Origin of the sequence: Halomonas sp. DP5N14-9 (assembly GCF_019802175.1) — a bacterium.
Taxonomy (GTDB): domain Bacteria; phylum Pseudomonadota; class Gammaproteobacteria; order Pseudomonadales; family Halomonadaceae; genus Halomonas; species Halomonas litopenaei.
In genome coordinates, this window is sequence record NZ_JAHVHR010000018.1 from 61,730 (window position 1) to 76,820 (window position 15,091).

Consider the following 15,091-nt stretch of genomic DNA (forward strand, 5'->3'; position numbering starts at 1 on the left):
CCGGGCGATATTCCTGCCGGCGCCCTTGTCAGGACGGCGGCAGGCCGAACAGCCGGCGGGCATTGTCACTTGAGTGCAGCGCCACGGTTTCCGGTGTCTGCCCTCTGATCTCGGCCACGTGGCGACACACCTCGGCCACCATGGCAGGTTCATTGCGCTCGCCCTGGTGGCCCGACAACGGCATGTCAGGGCTATCCGTCTCCAGCACGTAGGCGTCATCGGGCAGCGACGCCACCGCCCGGCGCACCCTCCTGGCCCGGGGATAGGTCACCGCCCCGCCGAGGCCCAGCGTAAACCCCAGATCGACAAAGCGGCTCGCCTGCTCCGGAGAGCCGGCGAAGGCATGGATGAGGCCCCCTGCGGGAAGCCCGAACTGGGCCAGACGCTTGGCGACGTCGTCGTTGGCACGCACACAGTGGATCACCACCGGCAGGCGCAGATCCCGCGCCAGCCTGAGCTGGGCATCGAACAAGTGCCATTGGCGATCGAGGGTGTCGCCAAAACGCGCATCGATCCCGCACTCCCCCAGGGCGACGCAGCGAGGGTGGGCCTCCAGCGCCTGGCCCAGCGCGCTGATGTCGTCATCCTCGCCATCCAGCCGATGATGCTCCAGAAACACCGGATGCAGACCGAGACAGGCGTGCAACCCCGTCTGCTCGGCCAGGCCCAGGGTGCCCTGCCAGGCGTCACGGTGGGTACCAGCGACCACCAGCTGTTCGACGCCCGCCCGCCTGGCCCTGGACAGGACCGCGTCGCGATCGGCGTCGAAGTCGGCAAAGTCGAGGTGGCAGTGAGCGTCGATCAGCATTTTAGTGCTCGCGGGTCTCCCTGAACCTTATATCCGGCCAGCGCTCTTGGGTCATCTGCAGATTGACCCGGGTCGGGGCGATATAGGTCAGGTAGCCACCGCCGTCGATGGCCAGGTTGGTACTGGCCTTGCGCTTGAACTCCTCGAGCATCTTCGGATCGTCGCAGTAGATCCAGCGGGCGGTGTTGACGTTCACCCCTTCATACATGCAGTCGACCTTGTACTCTTCCTTGAGACGATGGGCGACCACATCGAACTGCAGGGTACCGACGGCGCCAAGGATCAGGTCGTTGTTGTCCAGCGGCATGAACACCTGGGTGGCGCCCTCCTCCGAAAGCTGCTGCAGGCCCTTCTGCAAGGCCTTCATCTTCAGCGGGTCCTTGAGCCTGACCCGCTTGAACAGCTCCGGGGCGAAGTGGGGAATCCCGGTGAACCGCATGTCCTCGCCCTGGGTGAAGGTGTCACCGATCTGGATGGTGCCATGGTTGTGCAGGCCGATGATGTCACCGGGCCAGGCTTCTTCCACGTGGGCACGATCGGAGGCCATGAAGGTCAGGGCGTCGGCGATCTTGACGTCCTTGTTGATGCGCACATGGCGCATCTTCATGTTCTTCTGGTACTTGCCCGAGCACACCCGCAGGAAGGCGATGCGGTCACGGTGATTGGGATCCATGTTGGCCTGGATCTTGAACACGAAGCCGGTGAAGCGCTCGTCCTCGGCCGGCACCTCGCGCACGTCGGTTTCCCGCGCCTGGGGCGGCGGCGCATACTCGACGAAGCCATCGAGCATCTCGCGCACACCGAAGTTGCCCATGGCGGTACCGAAGTACACCGGCGTCAGCTCGCCACGGCGATAGGCCTCAAGATCGAAGCTGTGGGAGGCACCGCGCACCAGCTCGACTTCCATGCGCAGTTCCTCGGCCAGATCCTCGCCGAGCACCTCGTCCACCTCGGGGCTATCGAGGCCTTCGATGCGCTTGTCTTCCGGAATCCGGTTGCCCTGCCCCTGGGTGTACAGGTGGATGACGTCATTGTAGAGGTGATAGACCCCCTTGAACTGACGCCCCATGCCGATCGGCCAGGTCATCGGCGCACACTGGATATTGAGCACCGTCTCGACCTCATCCATCACCTCGATGGGGTCACGGATGTCGCGGTCCATCTTGTTGACGAAGGTGAGGATCGGCGTGGTGCGCAGGCGGCAGACCTCCATCAGCTTGATGGTGCGGTCCTCGACGCCCTTGGCGCCGTCGATCACCATCAGCGCAGAGTCCACCGCGGTCAGGGTGCGGTAGGTATCCTCGGAGAAGTCCTCGTGGCCCGGCGTATCGAGCAGGTTGACCATGCGACCGCCGTAGGGGAACTGCATCACCGAGGTGGTCACGGAGATACCGCGCTCCTGCTCCATCTTCATCCAGTCCGAGGTGGCGTGGCGATCATCACGCTTGCTCTTTACCGAACCGGCCAGCTGGATGGCGTTTCCGAACAACAGCATCTTTTCGGTGATGGTGGTCTTGCCCGCGTCCGGGTGGCTGATGATGGCAAAGGTGCGCCGAAGCCCGGTTTCCTGGGCCTGCTTGGGGTTGGACATGGAGACGGTTGCCTGCTTGCTCGTAAAAAAGTGGGGCACGGGGACAAGGCCCCATGCGCAAGGGCGCCATGATACCGCGACAGGGGCCCTGGCTGCATCTGACTATACTGGCACCATTATCCTCTCTACCCAGGCCCCTCGCGTTTCGTTGCGGCTCTGCGGTTCATAGCGCTTCGCATTAATGCAATAGATTCGCGATCAAGCTGTCATCGACGGCCGCAATGCTAGGCGACTGGCCGCGACCGCCCCCCGTGAAGGGCGACGCGCCACCCCGCCAAGACCACCGGACGCAACGACAAGGAGAGCCCCATGCAACCCACCCGACGCCAGTTTCTTGGACTCGGCCTCAAGGCCGGTGCCGGCCTCGGCCTGATCACCGCCGCCCCCGGCATCGTGCTGGCCGAATCCCGTCGGCCCGTGATCACCTCCGGGGTAATGAGCGGCGACGTCGGCACCGACCGCGCCATCATCTGGTCGCGTGCCGACCGCCCCTCGCGGATGCTGCTGGACATCGCCGACAACGCTGCCTTCAACAACGCCCGTACCCTGCAGGGACCCACCGCCCTGCCGGCCAGCGGGCTGACCGCCAAGCTCGACGTCACCGGCCTTGCCGACCTGCCGGAGGTGTTCTACCGCGTGCGCTTCGCGGCCCTCGGCGACGACCGCGCCGTCAGCGAGCCGGCTATCGGCAGACTGGTCATGCCGGGACGCTCACGCCGTTCGGTACGTTTCGTGTGGTCGGGCGATACCGTCGGCCAGGGCTGGGGCATCGACGAATCCCGCGGCGGCATGCGCATCTACGACACCATGCTCAAGCAGTCGCCGGACTTCTTCCTGCACTTCGGCGACACCATCTACGCCGATGGCCCGCTCGAAGAAAGCGTGAACCTGGAGGACGGCAGCGTCTGGCGCAACCGCATGACCGACGCCAAGAGCAAGGTGGCCGAGACCCTGGACGAGTATCGCGGCCAGTATCTCTACAACCTGCTCGACGACAACCTCAAGCGCTTCAACGCCGAGGTGCCGATGTACGCCCAGTGGGACGACCACGAGACCGTCAACAATTGGTACCCCGGCGAGATCCTCGATGATCCGCGCTATACCGAGAAGAACGTCTCGCTGCTGGCGGCGCGTGCCCGCCGCGCCTTCCTCGAGTCGATGCCGATCCGTCAGCGCCCCGAGGCCCCGGAGATGATTCGCCGTCGCTTCACCTACGGTCCCGAACTCGAGGTGTTCATGCTCGACATGCGCACCTATCGCGCGGCCAACAGCACCAATACCCAGGGCGCCGACGACCCGGCCTCAAGCCTGATGGGGGCTCGCCAGGTGGACGACTTGATCGCGGCGCTGAAGGCCTCGACGGCCACCTGGAAGATCATCGCCTCCGACATGCCTGTGGGCCTGGTGGTCGCCGACGGCGAGCACTTCGAAGCGGTGGCCAATGGCGAGGGTGGCGCCCCTTCCGGGCGCGAGCACGAGATCGCCCGACTGCTCAAGGCGATCCACGACAACGCCATCGCCAACGTGGTGTGGCTGACCGCCGATGTCCACTACACGGCCGCCCATCACTATGCGCCGGAACGTGCCAGCTTCCAGCAGTTCACGCCCTTCTGGGAATTCGTCAGCGGCCCGCTGCACGCCGGTACCTTCGGCCCCAATACCCTGGACGCCACCTTTGGCCCGGAGGTGGTGTTCCAGAAGGCCCCCGCCGATGGTCGAGCCAACTTGCCGCCCAGCGAAGGCTTTCAGTTCTTCGGCCAGGTGGACCTGGATGGCGACAGCCTGGCGCTCACCGTCACCCTCAAGGACACCGAGGGCAACAGCCTGCATCAGCAGGTATTGACGCCCCAGCAGGCCAGCTAGTCAGGCGATGCCGCCTGTCGCTGCCAAGACCCGACAGCGCCGCCGTCAAGGCGGCGCTTGTCCTTTGCCCCTGAGGCCACGGGCCCAATGGAGCGCACGACAGGCCCACCATGCGCAGGTCCGACTGCGCCCCCCTATAGCGGCTTAGCCCTCAGACGTGGTGTGACGTGATGTCCGTGAGGCCAGCGCGGCCTTGAGGTGTTCCAGGTAGCTCAGCAACACCGGGATCACCGCCAGCACCAGCAGGGTCGAGACACCGAGTCCGAAGGCGATGGTCACCGCCATCGGGATCAGGAACTGAGCCTGCAGCGAGGTCTCGAACAGCAGTGGGGTCAACCCGCCGATGGTCGTCAGGGATGTCAGGAACATGGCCCTGACCCGCTGCACCACCGCCTCGTTGAGAGCCGCGTCGATATCCCGCCCGGCGTCACGCTCGTGACGATAGAAGGTCACCAGGATGATCGCATTGTTGACCACGATCCCGGACAGCCCGAACAGCCCGAACATCGACAGGATGGTGAGATCCAGCCCCATCACCCAATGGCCCAGCAGGGCTCCCACCAGCGCCAGCGGAATGGTCGCCATCACGATCAGCGGCAGGCTCCAGGAGGCAAATACCCAGGCCAGCACCACATACATCAGGCCCAGCCCGATGATCAGGCCGGTACGCATGTCGGCGAAGGTATCGCGCTGGTCCGCCGCCTGGCCCTCGAAGGTGTAGCTCAGGTGGTAGCGCTCGGTCAGCGCCGGCAGCACCTCGGCTTGCAGCGCCTCGACCACCGTGGCGGTGTTGGTCACCTCGGTGTCGAGGTCGGCGCTGACCTCGACGGCCAGACGGCCATCGGCGTGACGCAGCGCCTCGAAGCCCTGGCGGTGATCCAGTGCCATCACCTGGTCCAATGGCACCAGGCGGCCATCGTCCACTCGCACCATCAGCCGCGGCAGGGTCGCCAGGTGCTCACGCTGGTACTTCGGTAACAGCACCCGCACCTCGATCTCGTCGGCACCGTCCTGGTAGGTCTGCACCAGCACGCCATCGAAGGCTGCCCGCAGCTGGCGTCCGAGTTCCCGGGTGGTCAGGCCCAGCGCCTGACCATAGGCGTTAACCGAGTAGATCAGCTGTTCGCGCCCCCAGGGCATGTCGTCCTCGGGCTCCAGCACCCCGGGCAACTGTCCGAGGCTGCGGGTCAGTGATTCCGCCGCCCGCTTCAGCGACTCGGCGGACTCGCCGACCAGGCGCACGTTGACGTCACGCCCCGGTGGCCCGCCGCTGCGCTCGACGATGGACAGGGTGTCGAGTCCCGGGACCTCGGACAGACGCTCTCGCCAGGCACGGATAAACGGCAGGTTGCGCACCGAGCGCCGGTCTGACGGCACCAGCTCGACCATGATCGAGCCGACATTGTCACCGGTCCGTCCGCTGGCGTCGGCGGACAGGGTACCGCCCACGCGCACCACGGCGCTGCGCACCAGATCCCCGCCGAGGGCCTCTTCGGTGTCATCGAGGGCCTTTTGCATGGTGGCCAGATAGTCCTCGACCCTATCTCGAGAGGTGCCGGTGACGAAGCTCAGATTGGCGTAGAGGATATTCGGCTCCGGCGTGGGGAAGAAATTGAACGCCAGACGTCCGCCCGCCAGGAGCCCCACCGTCACAAGCACCAGCGCCAGCGCCGCGCTCAAGGTCAGCGCCCGATGGCGCAGGGTGCTGGCGGAGAAGCGTCGGAAGGGCCCCTGGCGAAAACGATCGAAGCCTCCGTCGAAGGAACCTCGCAGACGCCCCAGCGGTCCCGGACGGCGCTCGCCACCGGCGCGAGGCGAGAAGGCGTTGCGCAGGTGGGCCGGCAGCACCACGAAGCACTCAAGCAAGGAGGCCACCAGCACGCAGATCATCACCACCGGAATGTCGCGCAGGATGTTGCCGATGATTCCCCCCACCATCAACAGCGGCATGAAGGCGGCCACGGTGGTCAGCGACGACGCCACCACCGGCCACAGCATCCTGCGGGCCGCACCCGCCGAGGCCAGGCGTGCCGCCTCGCCTGCTCGAAAGTGAGCATCGGCGTCCTCGCCGACGACAATGGCGTCGTCGACGATCACCCCCAACGCCATGATCAGGGCAAACAGCGAGATCATGTTGACCGAGCCGCCGATGCCCCAGAACACCGCCAGTGCGCCGAGAAAGGCGGTGGGAATACCGATGGCCACCCACAAGGCCACCCGCGCCGGCAGGAACAGATACAACAGCGCCAGTACCAGCACCAGGCCGCCCAGGCCATTGTTGATCAGCAGACCGATGCGATCGGCGATCAGCTGCCAGGTCTCGTCGTGGACCTCCAGCGTGATGCTCTCCGGCAGTTCCGCGCGGGTTTGCTCCAGCCAGCCATTGAGCACTTCGGCGGCGGCCAGTGAGTTGCCGCTCTCCGAGCGCTGCAGCATCAACTCCACCGCCGGCTGTCCGTGGTGGAGCACCTCCACCTGACGCGGACGGTTCTCCTGGCGGATCACCGCGATGTCACCGAGCGCCAGACGCACCCGCTGGCCTCCGCGCACCGCGATATCGGCGAACTCCTCGGCGCTGCGGCGCTGTTCCACCGCGCGCAGCTCGCGCTCGCCGTCCTGACTGCCAAGCAGCCCCGCGGGCAGGTCCAGCGATAGTCCCTCGATGCGCTCGGCGATCTCCGGCAGGCTCAGGTCCAGCTCGCCAAGCCGCTCCACCGGCACCTCCACGCTGATCTGCTGCTCCGGCAGCCCGACCAGCTCGACCCGATCGATCCCGGCCGACAGCAGCTCGTCCTCGAAACGCCGGGCCAGCCTCCGCAGCGCCTCGCGATCGACGTCACCGGACAGTATCAGGCGGGCCACCGGCTCGAAGTTCTGGGCCCGCGAAACGCGCGGCTCCTCGGCGTCCCCGGGCAGGTTGGTGAAGCCATCGACCTGCTCGCGCACATCGTCCAGCGCCAGCACCGGGTCGGTACCCTCGTAGAACTCCAGGGTAATGCTCGACACCCCCTGGGCCGAGGTCGAGGTCATCCGCTTCAGGCCATCGAGATTGCGTAGGCGCTGCTCCAGCGGGATGGTGATGCCCTGCTCCACGTCTTCCGCCGAGGCGCCGCTGTAGACGGTCTGCACCGAGACGATGTCCAGCGCAAAATCGGGGAAGAACTGGATGTTCATCCGCGACAGGCCCAGGGCGCCGCCGATCAGCATCACCAGCATCACCAGGTTGGCCGCGACCCGGTGGCGGACAAAGAAGCCGATCGGGCCTCTGGGAGCATTCGGTTGGGTATCTTCGCTCACGGGCCGGCCTCCGCCCGAACATCGTCGCCCGCGGACGGTGAGCTCACGGGCTCACCAGACCTCTGGCCAGCCGGCGCCTGGGTTGCGCTGATATCGGCGGGCCCGCTACCCCGGGACAGGTCCACCACCCGCAGTCCTTCGATGGCGTTGGGCAGATGGGTGATGGCCAGGCGCTGGCCGTCGGCCAGACCGTCACCGCTGACGATCACCCAGGAGCTCCCGTCAGGACCGCTGGTCTCGCCGTGTCGCCTGACCTCAATCGGCCGCAGGCGCCCCTGTTCGATGACGTAGATCCGATCGGCACCGTACAGGGCGCTGAAGGGTATCGCCGCACTGTCGGCCACCTCGGGACGGGCAAGCGATAGCGATACCAGCGAACCAGGCCGCAGGCGGGCCGGCGAGGACACCACCTCGAGGATGGCCTCGGTGCCGGCGGGGTCCCCCTGGCCCGACAGTACTCTCAGCCGATAGCGCCCGCCCTCGTCGTCGACGGCCTCAGGGCGAGCGCCATCGGCCAGGCTCGACACCAGTTCGGACTGCACGCCCCTGGGCACCCGGGCACGCACCTCGAGGCCATCGAGCGGGATCAGATCGAGCAGGGCGTCACCCTCGCGCACCCGGTCGCCCGGCGCGACTTCAACAGCGGTGACGATACCGGCGAAAGGCGCTTCGGCCCGGGCCCTTCGCGCATCGCGACGGGCTTCGGCCAGCGACGCCTCGGCCTGGCGCCGCTGGGCCTCGAGACTGGTCAGCCTGGCCGGGTGTCCGTCGAGTTCGCCCTGGCGACTGACCAGCGTCACCTGGGCTCGGGCGATTTCGTTCTCGTCGGCGTCAAGCTCGGCCCGGGAGGCCAGATTACGCCGCACCAGCGAGCGCATACGCTCGAGCTGACTGCGGGCGTTGTCGAGCAGCGACTGTTCCCGAGCCAGCGCCTGTCGATCGCTTTCGAAGCGAATCTTTTCCGCCTCGATCTCGGCCTCCAGCCGTGCCACCTCCGCCTCGGCACGCGTCACCACCGGCACCACGTCTTCCTCGGCCAGGGCTACCAGCAGGTCACCCTCTTCGACCCGGTCACCATCACGTACCGGGCGCTGCCCGACGTGGCCATCCAGCGACGCCACCAGCCTCAGGCGATCCGGCGCCAGCACCTCGCCGTAGAGCGCCAGGGTCGGTGCGTGGCGGCCCAGCGACAGCGTCATGGCGGCGACCGGCCACTCGCGCTCTTCCACCGTTACCGGAGGCGGCGCCGGCCGCGTCACCTTCAACAGCCAGAACCCACCCACGCCGATCGCCAGAACCACGATCGGTAGCAGTCGCTTCAGCATTCCATCCATTCCCTTGTTCAGACCGCGCCCTTTGCCGATGAAGCGCTGTGTCAACGCATGCCGATAAAGCCACTTGGTAGTGTGCTCAAGCCGACAGTCACGTCGAAGACACCACCTGGCGTCTTCGCTGCACAGGCTCCTGCCACTGTTGCCCAGCCACGGGCGAGACGCAATCGCTCACCGCCAACGACCTTGTCCCTTGTGCGCATGCCCCTGGGAGCGGAGCCACCGATCCGGGCGCCGTGCCTGTAGCGCGCGCCCCACGACGGCCGGGCCTGCGATGCGCTATCATGCCGCCACTCATCGAGGGAGAGATCATGCCTGCCGCCCTTCCACTGCCGCTGTCGACGCCCAACCGCAATCTGATCCGCCTGACCTTTGTACGCGGCATCACCTGGACCGGTTTTCTGGTCGCCATCATCGTCGGCATCGAGCTGCTGGACTTCGCCCTCGACGTTCCTGCGGTGATCGCGGTGATCGTCGCCATGGGCCTGATCAATATCGCCACCTGGTGGCGCCTGGGCCGGCCCAGGGATGTCAGCCATCACGAGTACCTGATCCACCTGCTGCTGGACGTGGCCGGGCTGACCCTGCTGTTCTACTTTACCGGCGGTGCGACCAATCCCTTCATCACCTACTATCTGGTGCCGGTGACCATCGCCGCTGCCACCCTGCCCTGGCGTCACGCCTGGATCCTGGCACTCACCGCCATGGCCGCCTACAGCGCCCTGATGGTGGTCTACCATCCGGTGCCACAGCTGGGCTCCCACTATGCCTCCAGCGTCAACCTTCACGTGCTGGGCATGTGGCTCAACTTCTTCCTGTCGGCAGGCCTGGTGACCTTCTTCATCTACAAGATGGCCCACGCCCTGCGCCATCGCGACCAGACCCTGGCTCGGACTCGCGAGGCGGCACTACGCTCGGAGCAGGTGCTGGCGGTGGCGACCCAGGCCGCCGGCACCGCCCACGAACTCGGCACGCCGCTGTCGACCATGGCGGTAGTGCTGTCCGAACTCAAGAACGAACACCACGATGACCCCAGGCTGGTGGAAGATATCGACCTGTTGCGCCAGCAGGTTGACACCTGCAAGGCGCGCCTGCGCAACCTGGTCGAAAGCGCCGACCTCAGACGCAAGGACGAGCCGGAGACCCGCGACGCCCAGAGCTGGCTCGACGGCGTGATCGACCGCTGGCTGGTGCTGCGCCCGGACGTTACCCATCGCCTTGAGGTCGCGCGCCGACGCGGCCAGCCATCGATCGCGGTGGATACCACCCTGGACCAGGCGCTGACCAACCTGCTGAACAACGCCGCCGACGCCCAACCGGACGATATCGAGATCCAGCTCGACTGGACCGCCGACAAGGTGATCATCGATATCCGCGATCATGGGCCAGGCATCCCCATGTCGATCGCCGACCAGCTCGGCGAGACCTTCGTGTCGACCAAGAGCAAGGGACTGGGAATCGGCCTGTTCCTGACCCATGCCACCATCAATCGCTTCGGCGGGGGCGTCAGTCTGTATAATCATCACGACGGCGGCACCCTGACCGAGGTCACCCTGCCCCGCGTCGGCTGAGTCTCCATTCACGAGGACATCATGCAAGACACCGCACACCGGCTACTGATCATCGATGACGATGAGGTCTTTTGCCACGTACTCGAACGCGCCATGCAGCGCCGCGGCCACGAGGTCGAGGTGGCCCATGACGCCACCCAGGCGCTGGAACTGGCGCGTCGCCACCAGCCTGAGGTCGCCACCCTGGACCTCAAGCTCGACCAGGACTCGGGGTTGAAGCTGTTGCCCGAACTGCTGGAGGTGGTTCCCGACTGCCGCATCGTGGTGCTGACCGGCTACTCCAGCATCGCCACGGCGGTGGAGGCGATCAAGCTCGGGGCGGTCAACTACCTGTGCAAGCCAGTGGACGCCGACGAGGTACTCAGCGCCCTGGAACAGCGTGAGGGAAATCCCGAGACCGAGGTGGCAGACAACCCGCCGTCGATCAACCGCCTGACCTGGGAGCATATCCAGAAGGTGCTGCAGGAACACGACGGCAATATCTCGGCCACCGCCAGGGCGCTCGGCATGCACCGTCGCACCCTGCAGCGCAAGCTGCAGAAGCGGCCAGTCCGGCGTTGATGACACCATCGTACGCTGCCATTGTCAGACACCCGCTACAGTAGGCCCCCCGATACAGCGGACACCCGATACAAAAGAGACGCAGCCCAAGGGCTGCGTCTCTTGTTTGAGCTCAGCACGCTAGTGCATGCCCGACGCCGGGTGTCTCGATACAGGCCCTCTCTCTACCAGCCCTTTCTCTACCAGCCCTCTCCACCGTCCTTCTCTGCGCCAGGCGCCTCTAGATCAGAGGTCTTTGCGCCCGTGCATTTTACCCCCAGACTCTCACCACGAAGGGCCAAGCGCCAGGGGGTCTTCAGCAGAGGCTCTGCAACAGAAGGCACTGCAACAGCGTGCTTTACTGGGCGGTCCAGCCCAGGTCGATATTCCAGCTGGCGCCTGTGACTGCACCGGCCGCATCCGAGGCAAGATACCCGACCAGGCTCGCCACCTCGGAGGGGTCGATCAAGCGCTTCACGGCAGCATTCTTGAGCATGATCTGCTCGATCACCTCCTGCTCCTCCATCCCATGGAGTCTGGCCTGGTCGGCGATCTGATTGTCCACCAGTGGCGTCTTGACGTAGGCCGGACACAGGGCGTTGGCGGTGATGCCCTGGGCGCCGCCTTCCAGCGCAGCGGTCTTGGTCAGTCCGATCATGCCATGCTTGGCGCTGATGTAGGCGGCCTTGCCGGGCGAGGCCACCTGGGCATGGACCGAGGCGATATTGACGATGCGCCCCCAACCGTTCTCGCGCATCGACGGCCAGGCCGCCTGGGTCAGCAGGAAGGGCGCGGTCAGCATCAGATCGATGATCTGACGCCATTTTTCCTGGGGAAACTCCTCGATGGGAGCGACGTGCTGGATGCCGGCGTTGTTGACCAGAATATCCAGCCGCCCGAAACGCCTCAGGGCTTCATCGACGGCGCCGCGACAGGCCTCGGCCTGGGTCAGATCGGCCTCGTGGAAGACCGCACCCTCGGCCTCGGCCACCTCCCGTCCGGCCGGGTTGAAGTCGACCGCCAGGACTTGATGCCCCTGAGCACGCAGATGGGCGACGACCGCCGCACCGATGCCGCTGCTGGTGCCGGTCACCAGGGCAACTCTGGGAGTGGAATGATCGCTCACTATTGCTCTCCTCTGGGTCTGGAACACATCACCCGTTGAACGGGTGGCGTCGCTGATGACGATGCCTGCCAATGCCTACATCAGCATCCCAGCATATGCCAGTGCTGCATTGCAGCGCCAGCCGGACAAAGGTCTCGATCGCTCACTCGGGGGCCGTCATCACCTTGTCCATCAGCCGCTGTGCCAGGCGACAGGCCTCGCCCATGTCGTCGACATCGCCAAGGTCGTTCAACAGCAGGCAGCGCCACAGTATGTCCCCGGCCATGATTTCCGGCTCCAGCTCGAATTCCCCCCTTGGCAGCTCCAGCACCTGAGGCCCTGCCGTGCCCGTATCGCACGCCTCGGCGGATTCCCGCACCAGCGCCAGCGACAGGTCGCAGGGCGTCAGCCAGGCGCCAACCAGCCATCCAGGCCGGCCAGGACAGGGCGCAAAACACAAGGCATCCACCGCAAGCCGGGGGTGAAACTCCGGACGCGCCTTGAACGCTCGCAGGTGACGATCACTGAATTCCCTGGCAAGACGTTCCAGCCGCCGGTACTGCTCCATCGATAACGCAGACATCACGCCTTCCTGTCACTGTTGAACCCTTGATTCCCCGATACTGTCCTCGACACCCACAGGCACGCGCCGAACGGGAATGTTAGACTTCAGCCAAAATCCCCCCCCTGCAAGGAGTCGCCCATGACCCTCGAGGAACGTCTGGAAGCCACCATCGACATCGCCACGGCGGCTGGCAAGATGATCCGCGATGCCCGCGAAGGTGACGACCTCAAGCATCACTTCAAGGAAGGCCAGGAGCTGGTCACCGATACCGACGTGGCGGTGGACACCATGATCACCGAACGCCTGGAGTCGGCCTTCCCCGGCGAGGACCGCCTCAGCGAGGAGCTGGCCCCCGACAAGGATGCCGTGGAAGAAGATGGCGCCCTGTGGGTGGTCGACCCCATCGATGGTACCGTCAATTTCGCCCACGGGCTTTTCCATGTGGCGGTGTCCATCGCCTACGTCAAGGATGGCGTCACCCAATTGGGCGTGGTCCATGCCCCCTTCCTCGGCGAGACCTTCACCGCAATACGCGACAAGGGCGCCTGGCGCAATGGACAGTCGATCAGCGCAAGCCAGAGCGAGTCCCTCGAGCAGAGCCTGGTCGGTACCGGCTTTCCGTACCGGCGTGATAGCCGTCTGCCCCTGATGCGACGCCTTGGCGCGGTGCTTCACCACTGTCGCGATGTGCGTCGCAACGGCGCCGCCGCCCTGGATCTGTGCGATGTCGCCTGTGGTCGCCTGGACGCCTACTACGAAACCGTCTCTCCCTGGGATTTCGCCGCAGGCTGGCTGATCGCCCGAGAGGCCGGCGCCCGCACCGGGCACCTGTATCCCTGCCCGGAGGGCCTGCCCGAGGACCTTTACGGCGAGAACCTGCTGGTCAGCGCCCCGGCGATCTTCGACGAACTCGGAGAGCTGCTGCGCCAGGCCGACGCAGGGGAATTGCGCGATATCGGTATCGGTTGAGCGTCGACTTTTCGCCATGCCGATAGCCGTGTTCGATCGAACGGCATTCAGCAACGCTATTGGCCTTCCGCGACGCAATCCGTCACAATGCGCGCCATCCACTTACTCATTGGCCGTCCCGCTGCATGGCGTCGGACAGGTCGCTGATTCAACACTACCCACTGCATCAACGATGCGAGGAGCTTTCATGATTGTTGTCATCTTCGGTCGCCCCGGCTGCCCCTTCTGCGTACGCGCCAAGGAGCTCGCCAACTCTCTGAGCGACGCCGGTCGCATCGAGGGCTACCGCTACGTGGACATCCACGAAGAAGGCATCACCAAGGCCGATATGGAAAAGACCATCGGCAAGCCGGTCACCACCGTGCCGCAGATCTTCGTCGACCAGACCCACGTGGGCGGCTTCACCGAGTTCGACCAGTACGTTCGCGACAATGAGCTGATGCCTGCCTGAACCGACGGCACAGCCGGTAGCAAGACGGGAAGCCCACACGGGCTTCCCGTTTTTTTGCTGAAGACCCCACGAAACGTGCGCCTGGTCATGCCACCTGCCCTGCCCATCCTGGCCAACAGACCGTGCCCTCACCCGTCTGGCCGCCGAAACCGTTGAACGTTCGCCCGTCGTTGAAAGATCGTCCCTCCTTCCTGCCTATACTCACAGAACAGGCTTCCTGGCAGGCAAGGATCGGCAATGACAGAGCAGCAGCGCTTCGTTCAGCAATTGTGGCTGGACTACGTCCATCAGCACCCTGACATCGGTGCGCTGCGCCTGTGGCCGGTGGATGCGCCGGTCGAGTGCTTCACGCTGGTCACCGTGAGCCAGTCCCCCTGGAGCCTGGCCTCCCTGTTGCCGGCTCTTGAACAGCACGGCTACCGCCCTCTATATCGCTACGCCCTGCCCGACCGAGGCCTGCTCGCCTGCCTGTTCGCCGGCCGTGAAGAAGGGCCGAGACTGAACATCGTCGAGCTGCAGACCACCCGTCTGTCGCGACAGCCTCGCGATACTCTGCTGAAGCTGGTCGCCACCGGCAACGCAGAACGAACCCCATTGCTTGGCGCCAACCGCCCCTGGTCGATGCCTGACTGGGACAGCTACCAGCAGCTTCATCGCGCCCATCCACTGGCCGGCTGGCTGGCGGTCATGGGCCCCCGGGTGCATCACGTCGCCTTCGATTGCCACAGACTCGACAGAAGCCTGGTCGAGCTGGACCAGGCACTCCAGCAACATGGCCTGCACGCCGGACAGAACGAGGATCTGGCGCTCCCCCTGTCGGCGATGGTCGAACACCGCTTCTACCCGACCTGTTCTCGGCGTCTGGCGTTCGCCCTGGGAGATGAACATCGGGTGCAGCTCGGCGGCCTGCTGCTCTTGGAAAAACAGGCCAGTGCGGGCCAGCAACGCACCGCCGACGTGATGCTGCCACCCCACAGCCGCTGCGAAATCACCTGACGCC

12 protein-coding genes are annotated in these 15,091 nt (G+C 65.5%); 6 read left to right on the forward strand and 6 right to left on the reverse strand.

Annotated elements, in window-relative coordinates; genetic code table 11:
- Positions 1-28: 28 nt before the first annotated feature.
- Entirely contained in the window at positions 29-808 is a 780-nt protein-coding gene (locus tag KUW00_RS10605) for a TatD family hydrolase (RefSeq protein WP_222569040.1), read from the reverse strand.
- A 1-nt stretch (position 809) separates the two neighbouring features.
- Positions 810-2,399, reverse strand: a complete 1,590-nt coding sequence (locus tag KUW00_RS10610; RefSeq protein WP_108133585.1) for a peptide chain release factor 3 — start codon at positions 2,397-2,399, stop codon at positions 810-812.
- A 309-nt stretch (positions 2,400-2,708) separates the two neighbouring features.
- Between KUW00_RS10610 and KUW00_RS10615 the strand changes: the two genes are divergently transcribed.
- Entirely contained in the window at positions 2,709-4,262 is a 1,554-nt protein-coding gene (locus KUW00_RS10615) for an alkaline phosphatase D family protein (RefSeq protein WP_222569041.1), read from the forward strand.
- A gap of 144 nt (positions 4,263-4,406) precedes the next feature.
- On the opposite strand, the gene KUW00_RS10620 is transcribed toward KUW00_RS10615, so the two are convergent.
- Together KUW00_RS10620 and KUW00_RS10625 are read right to left on the reverse strand one after the other, a co-directional pair.
- Complete coding sequence (locus KUW00_RS10620) at positions 4,407-7,559, reverse strand: efflux RND transporter permease subunit (protein WP_315901125.1); 3,153 nt, start codon at positions 7,557-7,559, stop codon at positions 4,407-4,409.
- Positions 7,556-8,884 (reverse strand): efflux RND transporter periplasmic adaptor subunit, encoded by a 1,329-nt coding sequence (locus KUW00_RS10625; RefSeq protein ID WP_222569042.1) that lies wholly within the window; start codon positions 8,882-8,884, stop codon positions 7,556-7,558. Before KUW00_RS10625 ends, KUW00_RS10620 begins: the two co-directional genes overlap by 4 nt.
- A 317-nt stretch (positions 8,885-9,201) precedes the next feature.
- Between KUW00_RS10625 and KUW00_RS10630 the strand changes: the two genes are divergently transcribed.
- Both KUW00_RS10630 and KUW00_RS10635 read left to right on the forward strand, forming a co-directional pair.
- Entirely contained in the window at positions 9,202-10,461 is a 1,260-nt protein-coding gene (locus tag KUW00_RS10630) for an ATP-binding protein (protein WP_045991463.1), read from the forward strand.
- A 21-nt stretch (positions 10,462-10,482) separates the two neighbouring features.
- The gene (locus KUW00_RS10635) at positions 10,483-11,022 is read left to right on the forward strand and encodes a response regulator transcription factor (protein ID WP_045991464.1); all 540 of its coding nucleotides are present in this window, start codon (positions 10,483-10,485) and stop codon (positions 11,020-11,022) included.
- 337 nt (positions 11,023-11,359) lie between these two features.
- Here KUW00_RS10635 and KUW00_RS10640 read toward each other — a convergent pair whose 3' ends face one another.
- Together KUW00_RS10640 and hybE are read right to left on the reverse strand one after the other, a co-directional pair.
- On the reverse strand, positions 11,360-12,127 hold the full coding sequence (locus KUW00_RS10640; protein WP_375038409.1) for a 3-hydroxybutyrate dehydrogenase: 768 nt from the start codon (positions 12,125-12,127) through the stop codon (positions 11,360-11,362).
- Positions 12,128-12,269: 142 nt separating this feature from the next.
- Positions 12,270-12,689, reverse strand: a complete 420-nt coding sequence (hybE, locus tag KUW00_RS10645; protein ID WP_108133582.1) for a [NiFe]-hydrogenase assembly chaperone HybE — start codon at positions 12,687-12,689, stop codon at positions 12,270-12,272.
- 120 nt (positions 12,690-12,809) lie between these two features.
- Here hybE and KUW00_RS10650 point away from each other — a divergent pair, with 120 nt between their 5' ends.
- The 3 genes from KUW00_RS10650 to KUW00_RS10660 all read left to right on the forward strand — a co-directional run bounded on the left by KUW00_RS10650 (position 12,810) and on the right by KUW00_RS10660 (position 15,087).
- Positions 12,810-13,640, forward strand: a complete 831-nt coding sequence (locus KUW00_RS10650) for an inositol monophosphatase family protein (RefSeq protein ID WP_045991467.1) — start codon at positions 12,810-12,812, stop codon at positions 13,638-13,640.
- A gap of 187 nt (positions 13,641-13,827) precedes the next feature.
- A complete protein-coding gene (locus tag KUW00_RS10655; RefSeq protein WP_045991468.1) occupies positions 13,828-14,091 on the forward strand; it encodes a GrxA family glutaredoxin in 264 nt (87 codons plus the stop codon).
- A 237-nt stretch (positions 14,092-14,328) separates the two neighbouring features.
- Positions 14,329-15,087, forward strand: a complete 759-nt coding sequence (locus KUW00_RS10660) for a DUF1338 family protein (protein WP_222516840.1) — start codon at positions 14,329-14,331, stop codon at positions 15,085-15,087.
- Positions 15,088-15,091 lie beyond the last annotated feature (4 nt).

What these genes read in the sequence shown, in the direction of transcription:
- KUW00_RS10625 (WP_222569042.1), bottom strand. Translation starts at nt 8,884, where the DNA reads ATGCTGAAGCGACTGCTACCGATCGTGGTTCTGGCGATCGGCGTGGGT.
- KUW00_RS10635 (WP_045991464.1), top strand. Translation starts at nt 10,483, where the DNA reads ATGCAAGACACCGCACACCGGCTACTGATCATCGATGACGATGAGGTC.
- KUW00_RS10630 (WP_045991463.1), top strand. Translation starts at nt 9,202, where the DNA reads ATGCCTGCCGCCCTTCCACTGCCGCTGTCGACGCCCAACCGCAATCTG.
- KUW00_RS10610 (WP_108133585.1), bottom strand. Translation starts at nt 2,399, where the DNA reads ATGTCCAACCCCAAGCAGGCCCAGGAAACCGGGCTTCGGCGCACCTTT.
- KUW00_RS10615 (WP_222569041.1), top strand. Translation starts at nt 2,709, where the DNA reads ATGCAACCCACCCGACGCCAGTTTCTTGGACTCGGCCTCAAGGCCGGT.
- KUW00_RS10650 (WP_045991467.1), top strand. Translation starts at nt 12,810, where the DNA reads ATGACCCTCGAGGAACGTCTGGAAGCCACCATCGACATCGCCACGGCG.
- KUW00_RS10605 (WP_222569040.1), bottom strand. Translation starts at nt 808, where the DNA reads ATGCTGATCGACGCTCACTGCCACCTCGACTTTGCCGACTTCGACGCC.
- KUW00_RS10655 (WP_045991468.1), top strand. Translation starts at nt 13,828, where the DNA reads ATGATTGTTGTCATCTTCGGTCGCCCCGGCTGCCCCTTCTGCGTACGC.
- hybE (WP_108133582.1), bottom strand. Translation starts at nt 12,689, where the DNA reads ATGTCTGCGTTATCGATGGAGCAGTACCGGCGGCTGGAACGTCTTGCC.
- KUW00_RS10660 (WP_222516840.1), top strand. Translation starts at nt 14,329, where the DNA reads ATGACAGAGCAGCAGCGCTTCGTTCAGCAATTGTGGCTGGACTACGTC.